15 protein-coding genes are annotated in these 21,142 nt (G+C 52.5%); 4 read left to right on the forward strand and 11 right to left on the reverse strand.

All coding sequences use genetic code 11. From position 1 onward, the window contains the following. Positions 1-196: 196 nt before the first annotated feature. The 6 genes from DP091_RS18555 to uvrB all read right to left on the reverse strand — a co-directional run bounded on the left by DP091_RS18555 (position 197) and on the right by uvrB (position 10,641). Positions 197-2,131: a copper amine oxidase N-terminal domain-containing protein gene (locus DP091_RS18555; RefSeq protein WP_113059690.1), complete on the reverse strand. Its 1,935-nt coding sequence runs from the start codon at positions 2,129-2,131 to the stop codon at positions 197-199. Beyond that, a complete protein-coding gene (locus DP091_RS18560; protein WP_113059691.1) occupies positions 2,131-3,207 on the reverse strand; it encodes a S1C family serine protease in 1,077 nt (358 codons plus the stop codon). The genes DP091_RS18555 and DP091_RS18560 overlap by 1 nt, the downstream gene beginning before the upstream one ends. Positions 3,208-3,457: 250 nt before the next feature. Continuing rightward, positions 3,458-3,667, reverse strand: a complete 210-nt coding sequence (locus DP091_RS18565; RefSeq protein WP_071219760.1) for a hypothetical protein — start codon at positions 3,665-3,667, stop codon at positions 3,458-3,460. A 251-nt stretch (positions 3,668-3,918) separates the two neighbouring features. Beyond that, positions 3,919-5,421 carry an S-layer homology domain-containing protein gene (locus DP091_RS18570; protein ID WP_113059692.1) on the reverse strand — a complete coding sequence of 501 codons (1,503 nt, stop codon included), beginning with the start codon at positions 5,419-5,421 and terminating at the stop codon, positions 3,919-3,921. Positions 5,422-5,678: 257 nt separating this feature from the next. Further along, positions 5,679-8,546: an excinuclease ABC subunit UvrA gene (gene uvrA / locus DP091_RS18575; protein WP_113059693.1), complete on the reverse strand. Its 2,868-nt coding sequence runs from the start codon at positions 8,544-8,546 to the stop codon at positions 5,679-5,681. A 103-nt stretch (positions 8,547-8,649) separates the two neighbouring features. Next, positions 8,650-10,641 carry an excinuclease ABC subunit UvrB gene (gene uvrB, locus DP091_RS18580; RefSeq protein WP_113059694.1) on the reverse strand — a complete coding sequence of 664 codons (1,992 nt, stop codon included), beginning with the start codon at positions 10,639-10,641 and terminating at the stop codon, positions 8,650-8,652. A gap of 302 nt (positions 10,642-10,943) precedes the next feature. Here uvrB and DP091_RS18585 point away from each other — a divergent pair, with 302 nt between their 5' ends. Both DP091_RS18585 and DP091_RS18590 read left to right on the forward strand, forming a co-directional pair. After that, complete coding sequence (locus DP091_RS18585) at positions 10,944-11,738, forward strand: flagellar motor protein (protein ID WP_113059695.1); 795 nt, start codon at positions 10,944-10,946, stop codon at positions 11,736-11,738. Then, positions 11,722-12,540: an OmpA/MotB family protein gene (locus DP091_RS18590; RefSeq protein ID WP_113059696.1), complete on the forward strand. Its 819-nt coding sequence runs from the start codon at positions 11,722-11,724 to the stop codon at positions 12,538-12,540. Before DP091_RS18585 ends, DP091_RS18590 begins: the two co-directional genes overlap by 17 nt. Positions 12,541-12,747: 207 nt before the next feature. Here DP091_RS18590 and DP091_RS18595 read toward each other — a convergent pair whose 3' ends face one another. The 3 genes from DP091_RS18595 to DP091_RS18605 are packed head-to-tail and all read right to left on the reverse strand — an operon-like array spanning position 12,748 to position 16,080. Next, positions 12,748-13,911 carry an ABC transporter permease gene (locus DP091_RS18595; protein WP_113059697.1) on the reverse strand — a complete coding sequence of 388 codons (1,164 nt, stop codon included), beginning with the start codon at positions 13,909-13,911 and terminating at the stop codon, positions 12,748-12,750. Next, complete coding sequence (locus DP091_RS18600; protein WP_113059698.1) at positions 13,904-15,085, reverse strand: ABC transporter permease; 1,182 nt, start codon at positions 15,083-15,085, stop codon at positions 13,904-13,906. Before DP091_RS18600 ends, DP091_RS18595 begins: the two co-directional genes overlap by 8 nt. A 47-nt stretch (positions 15,086-15,132) precedes the next feature. Next, positions 15,133-16,080, reverse strand: a complete 948-nt coding sequence (locus tag DP091_RS18605; protein ID WP_113059738.1) for an ABC transporter ATP-binding protein — start codon at positions 16,078-16,080, stop codon at positions 15,133-15,135. A gap of 189 nt (positions 16,081-16,269) precedes the next feature. Between DP091_RS18605 and DP091_RS18610 the strand changes: the two genes are divergently transcribed. Together DP091_RS18610 and DP091_RS18615 are read left to right on the forward strand one after the other, a co-directional pair. Continuing rightward, positions 16,270-17,430, forward strand: a complete 1,161-nt coding sequence (locus DP091_RS18610; RefSeq protein ID WP_258394612.1) for a sensor histidine kinase — start codon at positions 16,270-16,272, stop codon at positions 17,428-17,430. A gap of 48 nt (positions 17,431-17,478) precedes the next feature. After that, positions 17,479-18,129, forward strand: coding sequence for a response regulator (locus tag DP091_RS18615; protein ID WP_113059699.1), 651 nt, complete (start codon positions 17,479-17,481; stop codon positions 18,127-18,129). A 73-nt stretch (positions 18,130-18,202) separates the two neighbouring features. Here the strand turns inward: DP091_RS18615 and DP091_RS18620 are convergent, their stop codons facing one another. Both DP091_RS18620 and DP091_RS18625 read right to left on the reverse strand, forming a co-directional pair. Further along, a complete protein-coding gene (locus tag DP091_RS18620; protein WP_113059700.1) occupies positions 18,203-19,525 on the reverse strand; it encodes a PDZ domain-containing protein in 1,323 nt (440 codons plus the stop codon). Between the two features lie 93 nt (positions 19,526-19,618). Beyond that, a complete protein-coding gene (locus tag DP091_RS18625) occupies positions 19,619-21,088 on the reverse strand; it encodes a S41 family peptidase (RefSeq protein WP_113059701.1) in 1,470 nt (489 codons plus the stop codon). Between the last annotated feature and the right edge of the window lie 54 nt (positions 21,089-21,142).

A 21,142-nucleotide genomic window follows, 5' to 3' on the forward strand; every position in this document is an offset into this window, starting at 1 on the left:
GAGAATCGCTCCTTTTCTCTATAAGTGCGTGTGCAAAAAGGTCAACTTTCAGCACCGAGAAGGTTTTGAACAACCTCTATAACAAAATAGCTGCCTGCCGGCACCCGTATGGATGCAGCAGGACAGCTATCCGCGTTATCAAAACTATGATTGCCCACTAAAATGAGATCTACGTTTTATCATTCCATCCTTAGGACTATTTCACCAGCTCAAACGAGGACAGCGCACGCTCCAAAGCCGCTTTCTGCATGTCCGTCGCATTGGCATCATTCAACGTTGTCGTAATCGTGTACGCGATACCTCCGCTTTCAAATACGATCTCCTGAGTCGTAAAGCCAACGCTGTTCTTCACCTGATGCACCTTGAACGATACGGCCGGGACACCGGCAAACGTAATGTTATCCACGCCAAGCAATTTCACCGTCGTCCCAGAAGCCGTGCTGGCTTCATTATAATAACGTTTCAGATTGCTGACGATGAATTCTGCGGATGAATCCTTCTGTGCATGGATTTCAAACCCGCCTCCGGCAAATCCATATTCCACCGTTCCCTGTTCGAACTGATCATTCAGCGGCTCCCAGTACTTTGGAATGTCGATATGATAGCGGTACGTTTCGGAGTTCTTGCTCCGCATCTTGGTTTTATCGGTCAGATAGCCTTCATCGCCAATGCGGCCGAAGTTCTGCGGTACCACATCATAGTCAATCTCGATCGATTCCAGCACCTTCTTCCAGTAGGTAGCCGTCTTCTCTTGGCCATCTGGTACCGCATATTCCAGATAATAACGGTAGCCGTTCTTCTGGATCATCACTTCATATTCCGTCACCCATTTATCTCCGAAGTTGTACCGCACCTCTTGAATCTGCCCCTTGACGCCCGAGATCTCCACAGGCGTAAGTCCGACGTATTCGTATGAATCTTGGACGAAGGATTCCGACAGCCAGTCTTTAAGCCGCTGCCCCCAAGCTGCGAGCGTGCCCTCAACCCCTGCCGGGGCGGATGTCACCGAGACGGACAGATAACCTTGCCCTTCGCTGCCGTATAACATATCCTTGTTGTTGATTTCCCAGCCTGCAGGAATGCCAAACCATATGCCGTATTCCTCATTTCCTGCTTCGCGGAGCCCATCTACGATGGAAGAGACGTCTTTTAACGATTTGTCCCCCGCTTTATAGGACGTTCTAAAAGAACCCAGCAAGTTCGCGTGCTTGTCCATATCCTTATAGTGAACCGCTTCCGCATCGGCAAAATACAGCTCATAGACGCGATCATTGGCATAATACTGCCGGCCTTCCCATAGAACGCCGTCGACATCACGGGAAATGACTCTGGCATATGGTACAGCTCCGCTTGCGACCGTCTCTTGGTGAAGCACAACATCTCCAGAATCGCTCAGTTCTTTCAGGAGCCGTTCTAACAGATCATCCGGACTCAGCTTCACTTTCTGGGAGGAGGCATGAACCTCAAGATAATAGCGGCCCGTAGCATCGTTGAAAGCAGCACCGCTCTCGTCGTCCGTTCCTCTCCCAACGATCATCCAGGAAGGATAATTCATACTCCATTCATAATAGCTATTTCCGATTCGAGTCTTCCCGGTCGTATTGTTGATCTCGCCCTCGTCATGCTTCTCTTCCTTATCCGTGACCATGAGACTGATGGACAGCTTGCCTTGCGAGGAGCTTACCTTGGCGCCAATCCCCGCCGCAACCGGACGAAGCGGTACCATCAGCGTTCCGGACACCATCGTCGGTTCTACCGGCAGCTGCACCTTTTTCCCGTCAATCCATGCGGTCTTGTTGTCGATAACGAGCACAACCGTATGCGGTCCTTGCAGCAGTCGAACCCGGTTCTCGCCCTCCAGCTTGATCTCGCTGCCAAACGCTTTTTTAAACACGCCCAGCGGCACCATCAATACGCCCTGCTTCAGCTGCGGCTTGGCAATCGTATAGGAGGTGCCATTGACCGAAGCTGTACTGCTGCCGCTTTGCACGGTCAGGATACGCTTCTCCGGCACAACGTCATCTCCCCATACGGGAAGTGATAATGACGTGAATAGCATCAAAGCCGATAAGGTTCCTGCTGTCATCTGCCGCAAACGCCGGCTTGACTTCGTTCTTTCTCTCTTCACCATTACTCGGCCTCCCCAACGCTTGACGAAGCAGCTTGATTACCATCCTGGCTGAGCGTCAGTTTTACATTTATAATATCTCCATCCCGCTGCATCAGCAGCTGAACCTGCTGGCCTGGGATGAAGGGCTTTAACCGTTCGTTGATATCAACAACGGAATAGATGCGCTTTCCGTTAATTGCATATAACACGTCATCTTCTTGGATTCCAGCTTTTCGGGCTTGCTCGGACAGCACCTTCGTAACGGTCAATGGATCGTCTGAAGGCAGACCCACGATAGCGGACCAGCTTTCTTCCAATTCCAACCCTAGGCCGGCTCTTCGAACCTCGCCATATTCCAATAAGTGATCCACAATATAATGGACGGTTTCCGCAGGAATGGAAAAGCCCATATTTTCGATGCCAACGGCGGCAAACTTCTTGCTGTTGATGCCAATGACCTCGCCTTTCAGATTGACGAGCGGCCCTCCGCTGTTGCCCGGGTTAATGGCGGTATCGGTTTGAATCAGGCGATAAGAGCCGTCGACGCTCCGGTTCAGGCCGCTTACCACACCCACGGATGCCGAGTTTCGTAACGAGAAAGAGATTGGCGTACCAATGGCGACCACCGTTTCTCCAACCAGCGCATTTTGCGCGGATGCGGCAAATTTGGCCGGCTTCAGAGACTTGGCGTTTATTTTGACTAATGCAATATCACTCATAGGATCGCTGTATACGCCCTTGGCTTTATAGGATTTGCCGTCTGACGTCACGATCGTGATTCCGGTAAGCCCGTCCACTACATGAGCGTTGGTGACAATCCAGCCGTCTGACTTCCAGATCACCCCCGTACCGTGCGCCAGGTTGTATCTGTCATCCACTTCGCTGCTTCCTTGTGCGGCCTTTCCGATAATGCCAACAACCGATGGCGACATCCGGCTGATAACCTGAGGCACCGCATGTTGTTCATATGTATTCTTGGGCTTAGCGCTTGCTGCAGCCGCAACGTCTGTATGCATAACCGCATCGCCGCTTCCCGCCATAATAATGGCCCCCAGCAGTACAGCCACCGATCGTTTTTGCCATTGTATATTCTTCAATTCGTTTGTTCCTCCCCCGGTTCCATCCTCTACCCAGCCAACCTGTACTCCTCAATTTATCATGTTTTTCCATTTGTAGCCATTGCTTCTAGACCTATTTCTTATACGTTTTTCCTGCGGACCGTGTAACTTTACCCCGAAGAAACAAAAAGACGCCTCCACACTGCGAACAGCAGACGGGCGTCTTGTTTGTATGTAACTCATTACATTCGTCATATGAAGCCGCTTTACATAAGGTGCCTAGGCCAACCTAATTGTTAAACCATCCTGTAATCATGGCATAGTCAGAGTACAAGAACACAAATAAGCTGACGAGACCGAAAGCGATTGCGAATTTATTTTTTTGGCGGGCCATCAACAAGCGAACCACACCAACAAAGATCAGAATCGTAAACAGGATCATGAAAATATCAAATGTCTTAAATGTCGCGCTCGCATCCGATGCAGCTGCAAGGATCATGAAACGTACCTCCTCGTGGATTTCTTCTCGGGCAATTTTACATATCTTCTTCTATGTTATCCATGTGCCCGTCCAGATGCAAGCCCTCCGCCCCTAAAAATCAAAAAAAGTCATATAATTTTCTCATTTTTAACCAAATTTTCAGATATTAGCATGACTTTCATCACGGCAGAGGCTAGATCAAGCTTGCGTTATGGATTCAGGCATAGGCTGCTTCGTATATCCAAGTCCGGACAGGATCGAGAAAACATTCACTTCTGTGCCTCATACTCCTCAGGAGTCGATACCTGCTCTGTTGCCGTTTCCTCCTCCAAGTCCTCACTTGGCAGCGCGACGGAAGGATCTGTGATCGTAATCCGATCCTCCGGGTCCTTCTTGACCTCCAGCGCAACCTCATTGGACGGTTCGCTGCTTACATTCAATTCGTTCACAGTAACGACATGGATCGCATACCGGCCGGACGGACCTACTAACATATTGCGGTTCGGAATAAGATATGAACGGCTCACTAACGGCTCCTCATTCAAACGGTACAGTACTCCGTCAGGTCCTATGTAGTATACATGATAGATTACGCCTTCCTGCACATCTGTCCAGGTTAAACCAATGGATTCATCTTCCTCATTTAGGATGGCCTGAAGACTGGATATTTTATTCGGACGGCTCGAAACTTCGTTAGAATAACCACTCTTGCCGAAACTGTTCACCGCCTCGACCACATAGTAAGCCGTCTCCTGAAAACGCACGTCGGATGTTGCGTAACTGCCTGACTTCACATTCGCTCCGTCTGACAATAATGTATAACCCGTCCCGGACTTCTCGCTGAAATAGATATTGTAGGTCTCCCCTTGTTGCGCTGTCCAGGTTAATTGAATCTGCCCCTTCACATATCGGAACTTCAGATCCGTCGGAGCAGTTGGTGCCGTTGTCGGCAACACCGGCCGAGATGCCAAGTTCTCTGTCCCCGTATGGGACTGTGCTGTTCCGGGAACGGAGGATGTTGTGGATGTTGATCCCGATGTTGAGGTTACGATACCATGGATGACCGGGTGAGGACTTTCTGGTGCTGTCTCCACCTCATTCTCCGCCATATTGGAGCTGATGTTCCCCACGGCTTTCAACCACTTCGCTGTAACCAAAGCTGCTTCTTCCTGGGTAACGATCCCCTTGGGATTCCAAGCATCGGCCGCGGATTCCTGAAAGAGGCCTAATTCCATGGCCAGTTCGATAGCTTCCTTAGCATAAGGGCTGAAGGAGCCCTCATATAACTCCAGCTGCTTGGCTTCCCCGTCCGAATTTTCTTTATCAGTAATCCCTTGCAGAGCTCTTTGATACAGCACAGCCATATCCTGACGTGTCAGCGATTGTCCAAGTCCAAACCTACCGTTTCCTACCCCTTTCACCAGCCCTGCATGAACCGCACCTTCGATGGCGGAGAAAGCATAGTGATCGTTAGGTACATCCTTGAATGTAGCGACTTTCGGACGTTCAGCCGTGCTAAGGTTTAGAGCTTTGACAATCATTATGACAAAATCCTGCCGGGTGATGGCCGCGTTCGAATGGAGATCCCTACTACCGTCACCGGGATGGAGTCCTTCCACGGTTAACTGGGGAATGGCTTCCTGTGCATCGAAGCGCCCCCTATCTGAAACAGGGACGGGTACAACATCATCTGCTTGAACGCTATCGGATGAGTTTATGTATAAAGCACTTGCTGCCAGAGCTATCAGAACGGAACAGGTGATCCTCTTCATACAATCCCTCCATTTTGTCGCAATCATCAAGATCATACCATATCCTGGAATGCGAAGATATTGGAAGATGATATGAAAATAGAAAAAGAGTCCCCGTTAATAAAACCAGGGACTCTGTTATTACGCTAACCTTGTTCATCTGCTGAAATATGAAATGCAATAAGCTGTGTACCCACAGTTCACTCCAGCATGGAGCAGATTCGTCTTAAAAGCTGCCATTTCATCCGGTCTCCCTAACCGAAGCGAGGGAGCAGCTGTTAACGTGCCGCTTCCACCTTGTTCAATTCCTTAGTTCGCTTCGTATCCCGTTCCAGGATGGGCTTCAGGTACTTCCCTGTATAAGACTCGGGCACCTTCACCAAATCCTCAGGCGTTCCGGTAGCGATGATGGTACCACCGCCGCTGCCGCCCTCTGGACCCAGGTCGATCAGATAGTCTGCTGTCTTAATGACATCGAGATTATGCTCGATGACGAGCACGGATTCCCCGGATTCCACCAGGCGATGAAGGACAACGAGCAGACGGTCGATATCGTCCACATGCAGGCCCGTAGTCGGTTCATCCAGAATATACATCGTTTTGCCCGTGCTGCGGCGGTACAGCTCGGAAGCCAGCTTCACGCGCTGGGCTTCACCACCGGACAGCGTGGTGGCAGGCTGACCCAAAGTAATATAACCCAGACCGACATCCATCAGCGTTTGCATCTTTCGGTGAATCTTCGGAATGTTCTGGAAGAAATCCGTTGCATTCTCAACGGTCATCTCCAGTACCTCAGCGATGTTCTTGCCTTTATATTTAACTTCCAGCGTTTCGCGGTTGTAGCGTTTGCCCTTACATACTTCGCAAGGCACGTAGATATCCGGCAGGAAGTGCATCTCAATCTTGATGATACCGTCCCCGCGGCAGGCCTCACAGCGTCCGCCCTTCACGTTGAAGCTGAAGCGGCCCTTCTTGTATCCGCGAATCTTCGCTTCATTCGTCTGGGAATAGATATCCCGGATATCGTCGAAGACGCCCGTGTAGGTCGCCGGATTGGAGCGAGGCGTACGGCCAATCGGTGACTGGTCGATGTCAATGACCTTCTCGATATGCTCCAGACCCTTCATCTCCCGGTATTGCCCCGGACGGACTTTCGCTCTGTTCAAATCACGAGCGAGCGTCTTGTAAAGGATTTCGTTGACCAGTGTCGACTTGCCTGAACCGGACACGCCGGTTACCGCCGTGAAGACGCCAATCGGAATTTTCACGTTGATATTCTTCAGATTGTTCTCTTTCGCGCCTTTAATCTCGAGCCAGCGTCCATCGGTCTTGCGGCGCTTGCTGCTGACCGGAATGAACTTACGGCCGCTCAGGTACTGGCCCGTCAGAGAGTTAGGGTCGTTCATAATCTCCTTCGGCGTTCCCTCCGCGATGACCTGGCCGCCATGAATGCCTGCGCCCGGGCCGATGTCGATGATATAATCTGCGGCCATCATCGTGTCCTCGTCATGCTCGACCACAATGAGCGTATTGCCCAGATTCCGCATATGCTCCAGCGTGGAAATCAGGCGGTCATTATCCCGTTGATGCAGCCCGATGCTGGGCTCGTCCAGAATGTACAGCACGCCCATCAGGCTGGAGCCGATCTGCGTAGCTAACCGGATCCGCTGCGCTTCCCCGCCCGACAGCGTTCCCGCCGAACGGCTGAGTGTCAGGTAATCCAAGCCCACATTGACAAGGAAGCCCAAACGGCTGTGAATCTCCTTCAGAATGAGATTGGCAATCTGTTTTTCTTTCTCGCTAAGCTCCAGGTGATCGAAGAATTTCAGGGATTCTCCGATCGACAGGCTGGTCACATAAGCCATGTTACGATCATTGATCGTAACCGCCAGGCTTTCCTTCCGGAGACGATGACCTTTACAAACATCGCACGGCTTGCTGCTCATATAACCTTCGATGTATTCGCGAATACCCTCGGAATTGGTATCGCGGTAGCGACGTTCCAGGTTCGGAATGATGCCTTCGAAGGTCACATGCGCTTCCTTGCGCTGACCGAAGTCATTCTCATAACGGAAGTGAACCTTCTCATTGCCTGTACCGTACAACAGTTTATTCATCTGTTCCTGGCTAAAGGTACTGACCGGCTTGTCCAGCGGAATGCCGAAATGTGCGCAGACCGATTTCAGAAACTGCGGATAATAAGTCGACGTGCCCCCGCTCCATGCAGCGAAGGCGCCTTCCTCCACGCTTTTGCTCATATCCGGTACAAGCAGCTCCGGATCCACGATCATCTCGACGCCAAGTCCGTCGCAATCCGGACAAGCTCCGAAAGGAGTATTGAAGGAGAACATCCTCGGCGTCAGTTCTTCCATGCTGAAACCGCAGATCGGGCAAGCAAAGTTGGAGCTGAACCGAAGCTCCTCCTGACCCATGATATCGACCAGAAGCTGGCCGCCTGACAGGTTCAGCGCGGTCTCGATCGAATCGGCCAGACGTGCCTCTATATCTTCCTTAACTACGATCCGGTCCACAACCACCTCAATCGTATGCTTTTTGTTCTTCTCCAGCTCGATGCTTTCCGACAGATCGCGCAGCTCTCCGTCGACGCGCACCCGAACGAAGCCCTGTTTCGCAATATCGGCAAACAGATTCTTATGCTCGCCCTTGCGCCCGGAAATGACAGGCGCGAGAATTTGCAGTCTCGTCTTCTCGGGATACTGCATAATGCGGTCTACCATTTGCTCGACCGTCTGGGAGGTAATCTCCACGCCATGCTCCGGACAGTGCGGATGTCCCACCCGGGCAAACAGCAGACGCAGATAATCATAGATTTCCGTTACGGTACCTACCGTAGAGCGCGGGTTGCGGCTCGTCGTTTTCTGGTCAATCGATATCGCCGGCGATAGGCCTTCAATGGAATCGACATCCGGTTTCTCCATCTGTCCGAGGAACTGGCGTGCATAAGCGGACAAGGATTCCACGTAACGTCGCTGACCCTCGGCATAAATCGTATCGAATGCGAGAGAGGATTTGCCCGAGCCGCTAAGCCCCGTAAGAACGACGAACTTGTCACGCGGTATCGTGACGTCGATATTTTTCAGATTGTGTGCACGTGCGCCTTTGATCACAATATTTTCACTTGCCAAACGATATCATCTCCTACTCCATATGGCATGCATGTTGGTGCTTATATTTTCACAAAGAGAACGACCGCATAGGCCGTCCCCCCTGTCATTCATCTCTCCAAATTCATTCGGCTTGCAGCTCCAGCAGCGCATCACGAAGCTCGGCCGCACGCTCGAATTGCAAATTCTTCGCTGCTTCCTTCATTTCGGCCTCGAGACGCTGGATCAGTTTCTGACGATCCTTCTTCGACATCTTCTGTCCTTCGCCCACCAGATAATCCGCCTTGCCCTCCGCAACCTTCGTTGCTTCGATGACATCGCGGATCTTCTTGCGGATCGTTTGCGGCGTTATGCCGTGCTTCTCGTTGTAGGCAACCTGGATGCTGCGGCGGCGCTCGGTTTCCTTGATCGCCCGATCCATCGAGTCGGTGATCTTATCGCCGTACATGATAACTTTACCTTCCGAGTTCCGGGCTGCCCGGCCGATCGTCTGAATGAGCGAGCGATCCGAACGGAGGAACCCTTCCTTGTCGGCATCGAGAATCGCTACCAAGGAAACCTCCGGAAGGTCAAGCCCCTCCCGTAGAAGGTTAATACCCACCAGCACGTGGAATGTACCAAGCCGCAGATCCCGTAGAATCTGCATCCGTTCCAGCGTCTTGATATCGGAGTGCATGTAACGAACCTTGATGCCGATTTCCTTCAGGTAATCGGTCAGATCCTCGGCCATTTTCTTCGTGAGGGTCGTCACGAGCACACGCTCGTCACGATCCACGCGGTCATGGATCTCGCTAATCAGGTCATCGATCTGCCCTTCAGTCGGACGCACATCGATGATCGGATCGAGCAGGCCTGTCGGCCGGATGATCTGTTCAACCATCGTATCGCAGTGCTCCATCTCATACGGTCCCGGCGTGGCCGACACATAGATGATCTGGTTCACTTTCTCCTCGAATTCCTCGAACTTCAGCGGCCGGTTATCCAGCGCGGACGGCAGGCGGAAGCCGTGATCGACCAGCACGGTTTTCCGTGCCCGGTCACCGTTGTACATCGCTCGGATTTGCGGGAGCGTAACATGCGATTCATCAATGACAAACAGCATGTCGTCCGGGAAGTAGTCAAGGAGCGTATATGGCGTAGCCCCAGGCTCCCTGAAGGTCAGAGGGCCGGAATAGTTCTCGATGCCGGAGCAAAATCCGACTTCCTTCATCATCTCGATGTCGTAACGGGTACGCTGCTCCAGCCGCTGCGCTTCCAGCAGCTTGCCTTCCGAGCGCAGCAGCTCAAGGCGCTCTTCCAATTCGCGTTCAATGTTCACGAGCGCGACCCGCATCGTCTCTTCGCGGGTAACGAAGTGAGACGCCGGGAAGATGGCGATATGCTCGCGTTCTCCAACCAGCTCGCCCGTCAAGACGTCGATCTCCGTGATCCGCTCAATCTCGTCGCCGAACAGCTCGACGCGAACGGCCTGTTCCCCCTTCGAGGCAGGAAAAATCTCGATAACATCCCCACGAACGCGGAAGGTACCGCGAACGAAGTTGATATCGTTCCGCTGATACTGGATATCAACCAGCCGCGACAGAATCTCATTCCGCGGCTTCTCCATGCCTACCCGGAGCGACAGCAGCATTTCGCCGTATTCATGCGGCGAACCCAAGCCATATATGCAAGATACGCTTGCCACAATGATGACATCGCGCCGTTCAAACAGCGAGCTCGTTGCAGAGTGGCGGAGCTTATCAATTTCTTCATTGATGCTGGAGTCCTTCTCGATATACGTATCGGAGGAAGGGATATAAGCTTCCGGCTGATAGTAATCGTAATAACTCACGAAATAATCCACGGAGTTGTTCGGGAAGAATTCCTTAAACTCACTGGCCAGCTGTGCAGCCAGCGTCTTGTTATGTGCAATGACGAGTGTGGGACGGTTTACTTTGGCGATTGTCTGCGCGATCGTAAACGTCTTCCCCGTTCCTGTTGCACCTAGCAGCGTCTGATGTTTTTTCCCTTGGCGAAGTCCTTCGACCAACGCATCAATAGCCGTGGGCTGATCGCCCTGCGGCTGGAATTCAGACTGGATCTCAAAGGATTTGGTACTGACAACTAAATCGCTCATTGCCCTTCATCACCCTCATACTCTAAAATGAAATTCATGCTAAAAGATATGTCGAAACTTCCCGATGATATACTATGGGAAATTAGTGGTGTCTACGTAAGGAATAAGAATATTTGTTCCCGTCTCATTATACCCTTTACGTTTTTTTGATGCAAACAGTTTAATTAAATTTTAATAAGTTCCAGCACGAATGTTCCAAGCCTCAGCTTCCTCCGGTCAGGCTGCTCCGGAAACCATGTCGAACAAGCTTCAGGCGAACCGATGATTGTTAATTAACTTCCTTAAGGAGATGATACAGCGTTATGGATATTACGATTATTCTTGGCATTCTCGCCGGCTTGGCCGCGTTGATCGGAGGGTTTTTATGGGAAGGCGGGCATCTGAGCGGCCTGCTGCAAGGTGCGGCGGCGCTTATCGTATTCGGCGGCACCATCGCTGCCGTCATCGTCAGTTTCCCTGCTACCCGGCTTCGCACCATTCCGGCTGCGCTCAAGCTTGCCTTCGGCCGCAGCAACCGTTCGGCGGACGAGCTGATTGACGCCATCGTCGATATGTCGGTTACAGCCAGAAGAGACGGGGTGCTGGCGCTGGAACGCATCTCGGCCGATCACGAGGACCCGTTCCTGCGGGAAGGCATGCAGATGGTCGTGGACGGCAACGATCCGGAAATGGTGCGTCAAATCCTGGAGCTCGATATCAATGCCGCCGAGCAGAAGCACGAAGGATATGCCAAAATTTTCGAGTCTGCCGGGGGGTATGCTCCTACCATGGGGATCATAGGTACCGTCATGGGATTGATCCACGTGCTGGGCAGTCTGCAAGACCCGACCGGTCTCGGACCTTCGATCGCGGTCGCGTTTACCGCTACTTTATACGGCGTCGCAAGTGCCAATATTATCTTTTTGCCCATTGCGTCGAAGATTAAAGCACGTTCCGAAGAAGAAATTGCAAATATGGAGCTGCTGCTCGAAGGAATTATGGCTGTTCAGAACGGAGAGCACCCGCTGTTGGTTCGTAAAAAGCTAGCCTCCTTCGCTTCCGCAGGCACCACGGACATTCCGTCCTCAAGGGGGATCGCGCATGAGACAGCCGAATAGACGGCGCCGTCATCGCAAGCAGGCGGAAGGCGACCAGCGCGAACGCTGGATGATCACCTATGCCGACCTGATTACGCTGCTCCTGATCTTTTTTGTGGTGATGTATGCCATGAGCCGGCTCGATACGGAAAAATACAAACTCGTCACCCAATCCCTGCAGGCCACCTTCCAGAGCGGAGACAGCATCCTGGAGATGGGCTCCGGCATTACCGGCACAGCCGATACGGAGAACCATAAGAATCCTCCGCCGAAGCCTGCTGCCGAAGAGGAGGGCAGCGAGGATAAGGATACGGCGGCGGAACCGCTAACCGAGCGGGAGCTCGCTTTCCGTGCCCAGGAGGAAGAGCTGGCGAACTTTATGGGGCTCATTCAACAATACGTGAAGGACAACCAGCTCGAGGAAGATATCTTCATCTCGGACGAGCCGCAAGGGATTGCCATTACGCTGAGCGACCGCTTCCTGTTCGATGTCGGCAAAGCCGAGCTGAAACCCGGGGCCGCTCCGGTTCTGGGCAAATTAGCCAGCCTGTTCGGCGATTTAAACACCACGGTGAGCATCGAGGGGCATACGGACAATGTGCCGATCGGCCGCTACTCCAGTTACAAGGATAACTGGGAGCTCTCCGGTGCCCGGGCGATGTCGGTGCTGCGGTTCTTCCTCGATAACAGCAAGCTGGACCCGGAAGGCTTCCAGTACGCAGGCTATGCCGATACAAGACCAGCCGCGGATAATGCGACTGCCAAAGGCAAGCAGAAGAATCGGCGGGTTGAAATTACCGTTCTACGACAGCTTAAAGAGTAGGAAGAGGCGTCATGCGGCAAAACCCGCATCCCTACCCTGCCCTCCCTTAAGAAAACTCTTATCCCATCGTCACCTATAGTAAAAAAGCGCCCGGCAGACTGAATGGACATGCATTCAGATCTGGCCGGGCGCTTTCGTTTTTTTTCAAAAAAATGATTCGATCACCGACAACGTTCCTAAGAACCATGCGGTATCCAGCATACCCGTTTATGCGCCGTGCCCAACTCCGCTCTCGCTTGGCCGCAGGATAGCGGAACCGACGGCAAGCAGAATGATCGCCATCAAGCCGAGAACGGCCAGCGGCAGTGCGATATCGGATAGCGTACCACCGGTGGCCGCTATCTCAACCGCCTCAATGGCCCATTTTTGCGGGATGAAGTTGGCGATTTTCTGCATGAACTCCGGCATGATGGCAAGCGGCCAGAAGCACCCGCCCAGCATGCAGGTCGGCGTGACGATCATGGAATTGATCATGGCCGCATTCTGCCCGTTCCGGATCAACCCGGCGACCGTGCTTGCCACGCCTAACGATACCAGCATGAAGGCCATCAGAATAAGGAAATGCAGGAATAACGGAACTCCGTAATCGTAACGGAGCACATATCGGCTCAGTACTAGCACGATGATCACCTGCAGCGAGCCGACCACCAAGCTGCCCAGAAAATTGCCTAAAGCGATCTGATAGGCACGCACTGGTGCCGTGTACATGCGGGACAGCGTTCGCTGCCTGCGGTCATCGATCATCATCGAGACCACGCTGGAGATGAGGGTCATCATGAACATCAGGGTAAAACCCGTTACGTTGGATAGGCCTGGCTTAGCGTACAGATTCAAATCTGTGACCTCCGTATCCACCCGATTCATTGCGGATTGCTTGAGCACATCTTGCAGCATCAGTATTCGGTCAACATCCGGCTCCGAGGTTTCCCGGATCAAAGCAGCGGTGCCGCTCAGACGCGTGACCGCAGAGTCTGCCGTCATTCGTATCATCACCGAAGCCTCCGAGGTTGAGACCTCATATATTTGAACCGTCGGCTGCTGTCCTTCAATCAATCCATCGCTGAAGCCCTTCGGTATATAAACGCCTACCGTGCTTTTATTCTCCACCAAGTCTTCTCTCAGCGTATTCTCGGATTCGGACTCCTTGAGTACGTATTGGCCGCTGCGCTCCAGCTCATTCATCAGATACTGACCTGCCGGGCCATCGTCTTCATTCACATATGAGACCAGTATGCTTGCAGCCGAGGTCTGCCCCAAGAGAAACACCGTCAAAGTAACGACCACGCAAGGAACCAGCAGGTAGACGATCCAGCCTCTTTTTCGCCCCAGCGTGCGCCGCACCATATGCCAGGCAATGGTTAAGCTATGCATGGTATCCCACCTTTCTGTACGTAATCATGGCTGCAGCTGACAGAGCTGCGGTAATCGCCGCCAGCATGCCGAGGCAGGTGACGATCAAGTGCACGTCGCTGTTCAGCATCATCCGCAGCATGCTCTGCATGGCCCAATGGTTGACGGTGAAGGAAGCGATTTTTTGGAAAAATTCCACGGGAAGCGGCATGAATCCCCCGCTCACAAATGTCATGGCGATAATGATCGCCTGCATCAGCCCCCTGGCTCCTGCCGCCGTTGAGGAGACCAAGGTGATGAACGTGGCAATGGTCATGGACGATAATGTGATTAATACGCAGACCACGATGAGCAGCAGGGGGTGGGGCCCCCATTTCACGCCGTACAGCCACATGGAACCAAGCACGATGGCTGCTGCCTGTACAAGCGTGATCAGACTGCAGCCGATAATTTTACCGGCAAATACGGTTCCGGGGGTGACGGGTGCGCTTTGAAGGCGATACAGGGTCCGGCTTTCCCGCTCTCCCAGCAGACTGCTGCTTGCCATCAGACCCGAATACAACAGAAACATAATCAGCATGGAGGCAGCGTAGTATTGGGCTGCTGAATACGTGGCTCCTTTCTCGCCCAGTTTCCCGATCGTTACGTTCGGGCCAGACGAGGTTTCCACAGATGCTCCCGCTTGAGCCGCAAGAACTTTATCTCCGCCCATAACGATAACCTCGGCCTGTTTGTGATTGGCATCTGCGATAAAGGTCTTAAAGATCGTGTCTGCTACCAGGTTGAGATTACGGTCTTTTCCGGGCAGCAATTCAAGCTTCACGTCCGCGCCCTGACCCATCCGTTCATCAAAGGAAGCGGGGATTACCACCGCATAATCCACCTCGCCCCTGCGCAGCTTTCCTTCAACCTCTTTACGGCTCGCTGCCATCAATTGAACGAGAATCTCCTGCATCTCCGGCGAGCCGGTTAGAGCCTGAATACTTCCCGGCAGCTGGCCTCCATCCGCAGCATCCAACACAAATCCTACTCTGACCGACGGCTGTTTGAATTCCTGATCGTTGCCGAACCAGCCCGAGAGCGCGTTTCCCAATATAAAAATAAGAATGAGCGGCAGCAGAAACTGGTTGATCAGCACCGTTCGGCTGGTAGCCATCCGCTTCAGCTCAAACCAGGCGATAATCATCATATTCATCTTCGGTATTCCTCCTTCATGGATTCCTCTGCACGTGTCCCTTATGATCAATCGCGAAGCGTTCGCCCGGTCAGGCTGAGAAACAGCGTTTCAAGCCCCGGCTCCTCGCATTGCAGGGAGCGAAGCGTCGTATGGTGTTTACTGCAGATGAACAAAATATCCTGCAGCTCACCCTGAGCTGACGGTACATAAACTTCGATCTCGCTGTCATTCTGCGTGACGCGCCGGACGCGCGGGTGAATGGTCAGCTCCTCCACCAGTTCCGGTGTGATCCCATCAGCGGTAAGAATGATTTTTTCCTCATGCGCAACGCGTGCCCGAAGCTCATGCTGCGTCCCGCAGGCGATAACATGACCTTGATCCATAATCGCCACCCGATCACTGATCGCGGCAACTTCCTCCATGTAATGACTTGTATAAATAACGGTAGAACCCATGCGGTTCAGCGTCTTCACGGATTCCAGGATATGATTCCGGGACTGCGGATCAATCCCCACCGTAGGTTCATCCATAATGATCAGCTTTGGACGATGCGTGATCGAGCATGCAATATTCAGTCTTCGTTTCATCCCCCCGGAGAAGGTGGACGGCTTTTCCTTCGCCCGATCCTGCAGGCCGACAAACTCCAGCGCCTCTTCCACCCGTTCCTTCAGCAGAGGGCCGCGGAGCCCGTATAATTTTGCAAAAAAAGCAACATTGTCCCAAGCCGACATCTCTTCGTACAGAGCCAGATCCTGCGGCACCAACCCGATTCTCCGCTTCACTTCCAGCGGCTGCTCTTCAATCGAGATGCCGTCCACCTTGATGCTGCCCTGATCCTTGGGAAGAAGTCCGCAGATCATATTGATGGACGTGCTTTTGCCCGCCCCGTTCGGTCCCAGAAGCCCAAAGATTTCCCCTTCGTTCACTTCCAGGTTCATATGATCCACCGACAGCTTGTTTCCATATCGTTTCACGACATCCTTCATCTGCAGAAAGACCGCCATCTTCACCATCTCCATTTCTCAAATCTCTCGTATCCATTTGTTGATTTTATTCTATCTGGAATCGCCGGATTTTTAAGGTAGAAGAAGTCACTTTATAGGGTGACGAAAGTCATCTCCTTACTGAAAACATCCATGTGATATAATGAAGCCAATGTTTTGAACGGTTTGATTTCACTAAGGAAAAGGGTTTGATCGCACGTGACATCCCCACTCACCTATCTAAGGTATGGCTTCATTCTCCTTCCGGCCGCCGCGGACATCTTTTTGCAGCAGCTCGATGATTACGGGACATATATGGTGTACGTATTGCTGTTTCTGGCGATTACGGTTCTAAGCCGCTTTTTGCCATCGCCTGCTTATCTGAAGGCAGCGGCTCTGCTGGAAATTCCACTATCTCTGTGGCTATGTCATCAATTCGGCTTCATGATGGTGTTCCTGTCCATCTCCACCCTATGCGTCTATTTACCCTTGTTCGAGCGGCCAGGCAGGCTATGGGCGGCGTTCGGTCACCTTCTGCTGCTCAACATGGCTATTATCGATTACGATGCGCTGCTGCTGACGACCGCCAATCTGCTGTTTCTGTTCATGGCGGTAACGTTCAACCACATCCATGAAATGAAGCGGAAGGAAGCGGATCATATTCAGTTATACGACGAGCTGAAAAGACTGCATTTCCAGCAGGACGAGGCCGGCAGACAATTGCTGCAATTCGCCCATCAGGTAGAGAGTGCGGCGCAGGCCGAGGAGCGCAACCGCATCTCCCGCCAGCTGCATGACGACATCGGCCACCGGCTGATTCGAGTTAAAATGATGATGGAAGCAGCCCTCCTCACCGTTCCGCATGATTCCGCGCGCGGCATGGATATGCTCCGTCAAATCCGTGACCAGCTGGGAGAGAGCATGGAGCAGATGCGAACGGCCGTGAAACAGATGAATCCGGCGCGGCGGATCACAGATGACTATTCCCTCGATCGGCTCCTGGAGGAGACAGGCAGACAGACCGGGATCGAGACCGAGCTAATATTGCAGGGTATTCCCTATCCGCTCTATCCCAGTCAACAGGTGGTGTTATACAAAAATGCCCGTGAAGCTATCACGAACGCCATCCGCCATGGCGAGGCTAAACGGGTCGAGATCATCCTGCATTACGGGGAACAGGACGTCCGGATGGAGGTTTCCAACGATGGTACAGTCCAGAAGCCGGCTGGCGGCGAAGCTGCACCGAGCCGTCAAGGTATCGGGATGAGCGGCATGCTCGAACGAACCCAAGTAGTGGGTGGCACGCTGGAGGTACGGAGAACCGTGCCTTTTACCGTCATCACCCGGCTGCCTGTCTACCGGAAGCGTGAGATTATGTAATATAACAAGACGCAGTATCTTATTTTATCGAAAAGGTCGTGGCCATCCATGATATCTGTTTTAATTGTAGATGATGATCCGTTCATTCGGGAAAGCTTGAAATTGCTGGTGGGGATGGATCCGGATATCGAAGTATCGGCTGTCGCAGAGCACGGAGAGGAAGCGCTGGCTTTGTTGGAGGAGGGACTTCCTGTCGATGTCGTGCTCATGGACATTCGCATGCCGGTATGCGACGGCGTAGAGGGAACGCGGCGGATTCGTGAACGTCACTCGGATGTGCGAGTGCTTATGCTGACCACCTTCGATGATGATGAATATATTGTCGAAGCTCTGCGGAACGGGGCCAGCGGTTATCTGCTGAAGAACATTCCGCCGGACCGGATCATCCAGGGGATTAAAACCGTGCATGACGGAAACATGCTGATTCATCCCGATATCGCGCGCAAACTGACCGGCATGCTTCGTCCGACGGCGCAGCCCGTCCCTAAATCCGCTGAGCTGGAACAATTCGGACTGACCCCGACCGAGAAGAAGGTCGTTGTCCTTATTGCGGAGGGCCTCTCCAATAAGGAAATTGCCGGGCAACTTTATTTAAGCGAAGGTACCGTCAAAAACTATGTCACCGAAATCTTGGGAAAGCTCAATCTTCGGGACCGCACGCAAATCGCCATTTTTTATTTGAGAAAAGTGCAGGGCTAAATCCATATACAGCATTTTGCAACCAAAAAAGCGGGTCACTGTCCGATATAGGACAAAGGCCCGCTTTCCAGTATCATGATGAATGGAAACCTGTTTCTTCGGAACCGCCGGTCGTTGTGCTGCCGGAAGAACCCCGCTTGCTGCGAATATGAAGTTTATTCGCCAGCAGCGTGATCAAGCTTACCGGCTTCAATCTCACCGCTATGCCATCTCTCGGATCAGGCGCCACGATAGCCCCCAGCTGATGATGATCCCCCGCGTAAATCGCACGCTGCAGGAACTTGCTCTCCCCTTGATGATTCTGAACCTCCAGCTTACAGAAGGCCGAATTCTGACGAAGGGCGCTATGCAGCTGTTCCTTACTATGGATCAGTTTACCGTTCACCTTCAGAATCGTCTCTCCAGCCAGAATGCCTAGTTCGCTTGCCGGACTATTCGGAAGCACCGCGAGGACGCGTAGTCCACGAATCGGATGCACAAAGATCGGACTGCGCTGCTGCTCTTCATAACGGCTGTACCACACCAAGCCTTCGTGCAGCAGTAATGCCGCTAACGCAGCCACGATAGTAAGCGGTGTCCACCACTCGGCAAGCAGGCTCAATGCCAGCACAATCGCTCCGTAGAATATGAGCCGCTTCGATGTGATTCCTGCCTTCTCCTGTGGAAGCATGCTCTGCGTCATTTCCCCGAAGCCGATCACGACCGGGAGCGCCATCATCGTAAAGCCTGCGCTCCAGGCATCGCCGCCGAAGAATGGCGTCCAGGGCAGCACACTGCCTCCGCTTACCGCCGGAACAAGGAGGAACAAGGGCAAGGGCCAGAAACTCTGCATATGATAGCCGCCAACGAGCCTGCCACGCTTCCCCTCAAGGAACAGCGGTGTAGCAAAACCCGAACCCTGTATCCTGACAAGCAAGGCTTCTGCAAAATGCAGGACGGCGGATAAAGCCAGCAGCGCGGGAATGTCCAATCCAACAATCGTTGTGGTTACTTGACTGATCCACCCATCCGGCTGCCAATTCGGAAACCAGCTTAATCCAAACTGAATAATCCCAAGAAGGCCGATGGAATAGGCAAAGCATAAGTACCGGATATGAAACAGCATCAGGATCAGGGAAGTTACCCATATGCATATAATGGCTTCCAGGCTTAAGGATATCCCGAGGAAGGCTACAACGATGGACACGCCGATTCCTGCCAGCAGCCCGCCCAGAAACGTTCGCCATGTCTGCAACCCCCAGGAATGCAGCTTCACATGGAACAGCTTACGCTCAACCAGCACCTGTCTTCGGTAAAACAGCATCACAAACAAAATTGAAATATAATAAAAGGGCTGCGTCAGCAGTTGTATGCCTGCATCTATCCCATACATAAGCAGTTGTTTCAATGTCTCCAACAGCTTGCCACGCTCCTTTCAGCTTCAAGACGCTTCAAAGCTTATACTTTCTGATATCTTAAAAGAAAAAAAGAAGGCTAACGTTCAGCCTTCTTACTTGTTCGACGCCTGAGCGGCGATTTCCTTCCGAACCTCGGCAATTCCGCGATTCATTTGATTATCCTCTTTCGGATCCTGAATCTTCTCGATCAATGCGGCTTCCAACGCCTCGGCAGTGGCGCCGTTAAGGATACCGTCAGCTTTCAGCTTGTGCTTGCTCTGGAAGCTCTTGATCGCCTTCTCCGTGTTCCGGTCGAAATAGCCATCGGTACGCCCAGTCTTATAACCAACGGCTTCAAGCATGATCTGCGCGTTCTTCACATCCGTGCTATTGGTGTCGTACGTATAGGTTTTCTTCTTATCGATCGGTGCAACGGTAAAGTATTCCGGCTGTGACACCTGAATATCCGGCTCAATTCCCTTCTCATGGATCCAGGTACCGTTTGGCGTCAACCATTTGGCAATCGTTACCTTGAGCAGGCTTCCATCGCCAAATTGCTTATCAAAGCTCGTTTGTACGGTTCCTTTACCGAAGGAATGCTCACCCATCAAGGTAGCTCCCGCCGACTGCTGCAGTGCGCCCGCCAAAATTTCGGAAGCGCTGGCGCTGCCCTTGTTCATCAGCACGGTAATCGGATAAGATTTCGCCTCACCGTTCGAAGGATGCTTCTCCCGCTTCTTATTCTTATCCTCTACCTGAACGATCAACTCGCCCTTAGGTACGAACTGCTCTGCAATGTCAATGACAACAGACAGCACGCCGCCTGGATTGTTCCGGACGTCGATCAGCAGTCCCTTCATGCCCTGGCTTTCCAGTTTCTCGAGTTCTTCCTTAAAGCGTTCGCCTGTGTTCAGCGAGAATTGGGAGATCTCAATAACGCCGATTCCGCCCTTCTCCATCCGTGCCGTTACGGTTTCCAGATCGACGTCATCACGAACGATAACATACTCGATCGGCTGCTCGGAGCCAGCACGCTTGATCTGAAGGACGGCCTTGGAGCCCTTCGGACCGCGAATCTTATTGACGGCCGCGTTCAGCTCAAGGCCCTGCAAGGATTCGCCATTGACTGAAAGGATGGTGTCCTTCGCCCGAATGCCGGCTTTATCCGCAGGAGATCCCTTGATCGGAGATACAACGACCACACTGCCATCTACAGAGGACACCTCCGCGCCAATCCCCGAGAAGGAGCCCTCGATGCTCTCTTCAAACTGGGCTGCCGTTTCTTTTCCCATATAGTTGGAATATGGATCTTCCAGCGCTTCCATCATCCCGTTGATGGCGCCGTCGATCAGTTTCGACCGATCGATATCCTTGTAATAATTGCTTTCGATGAGGTCAATTGCTGTCCCCAGTTTTTTCGCTTCAGACTGCTCCAGTCCATTCCTGTTCGCTATACTGGCCAGCAGCCCCTCACCGTCTCCGGTCTGGCTGGGAGCGGGCAGCTGGGTCAAAGCCATCGTTAACAGCACGCCGCATAGCATGGCAGCTATGACCAGAAAGACAGCCGTTCGTTTTTTCAGCAAGTACTTCACCGCCTTTGTACGTTTCAACTGCTACACACACGGGGAATCCCGTCC

The sequence above is a fragment of the Paenibacillus sp. MDMC362 genome (assembly GCF_003269305.1).
Taxonomy (GTDB): domain Bacteria; phylum Bacillota; class Bacilli; order Paenibacillales; family Paenibacillaceae; genus Paenibacillus_AQ.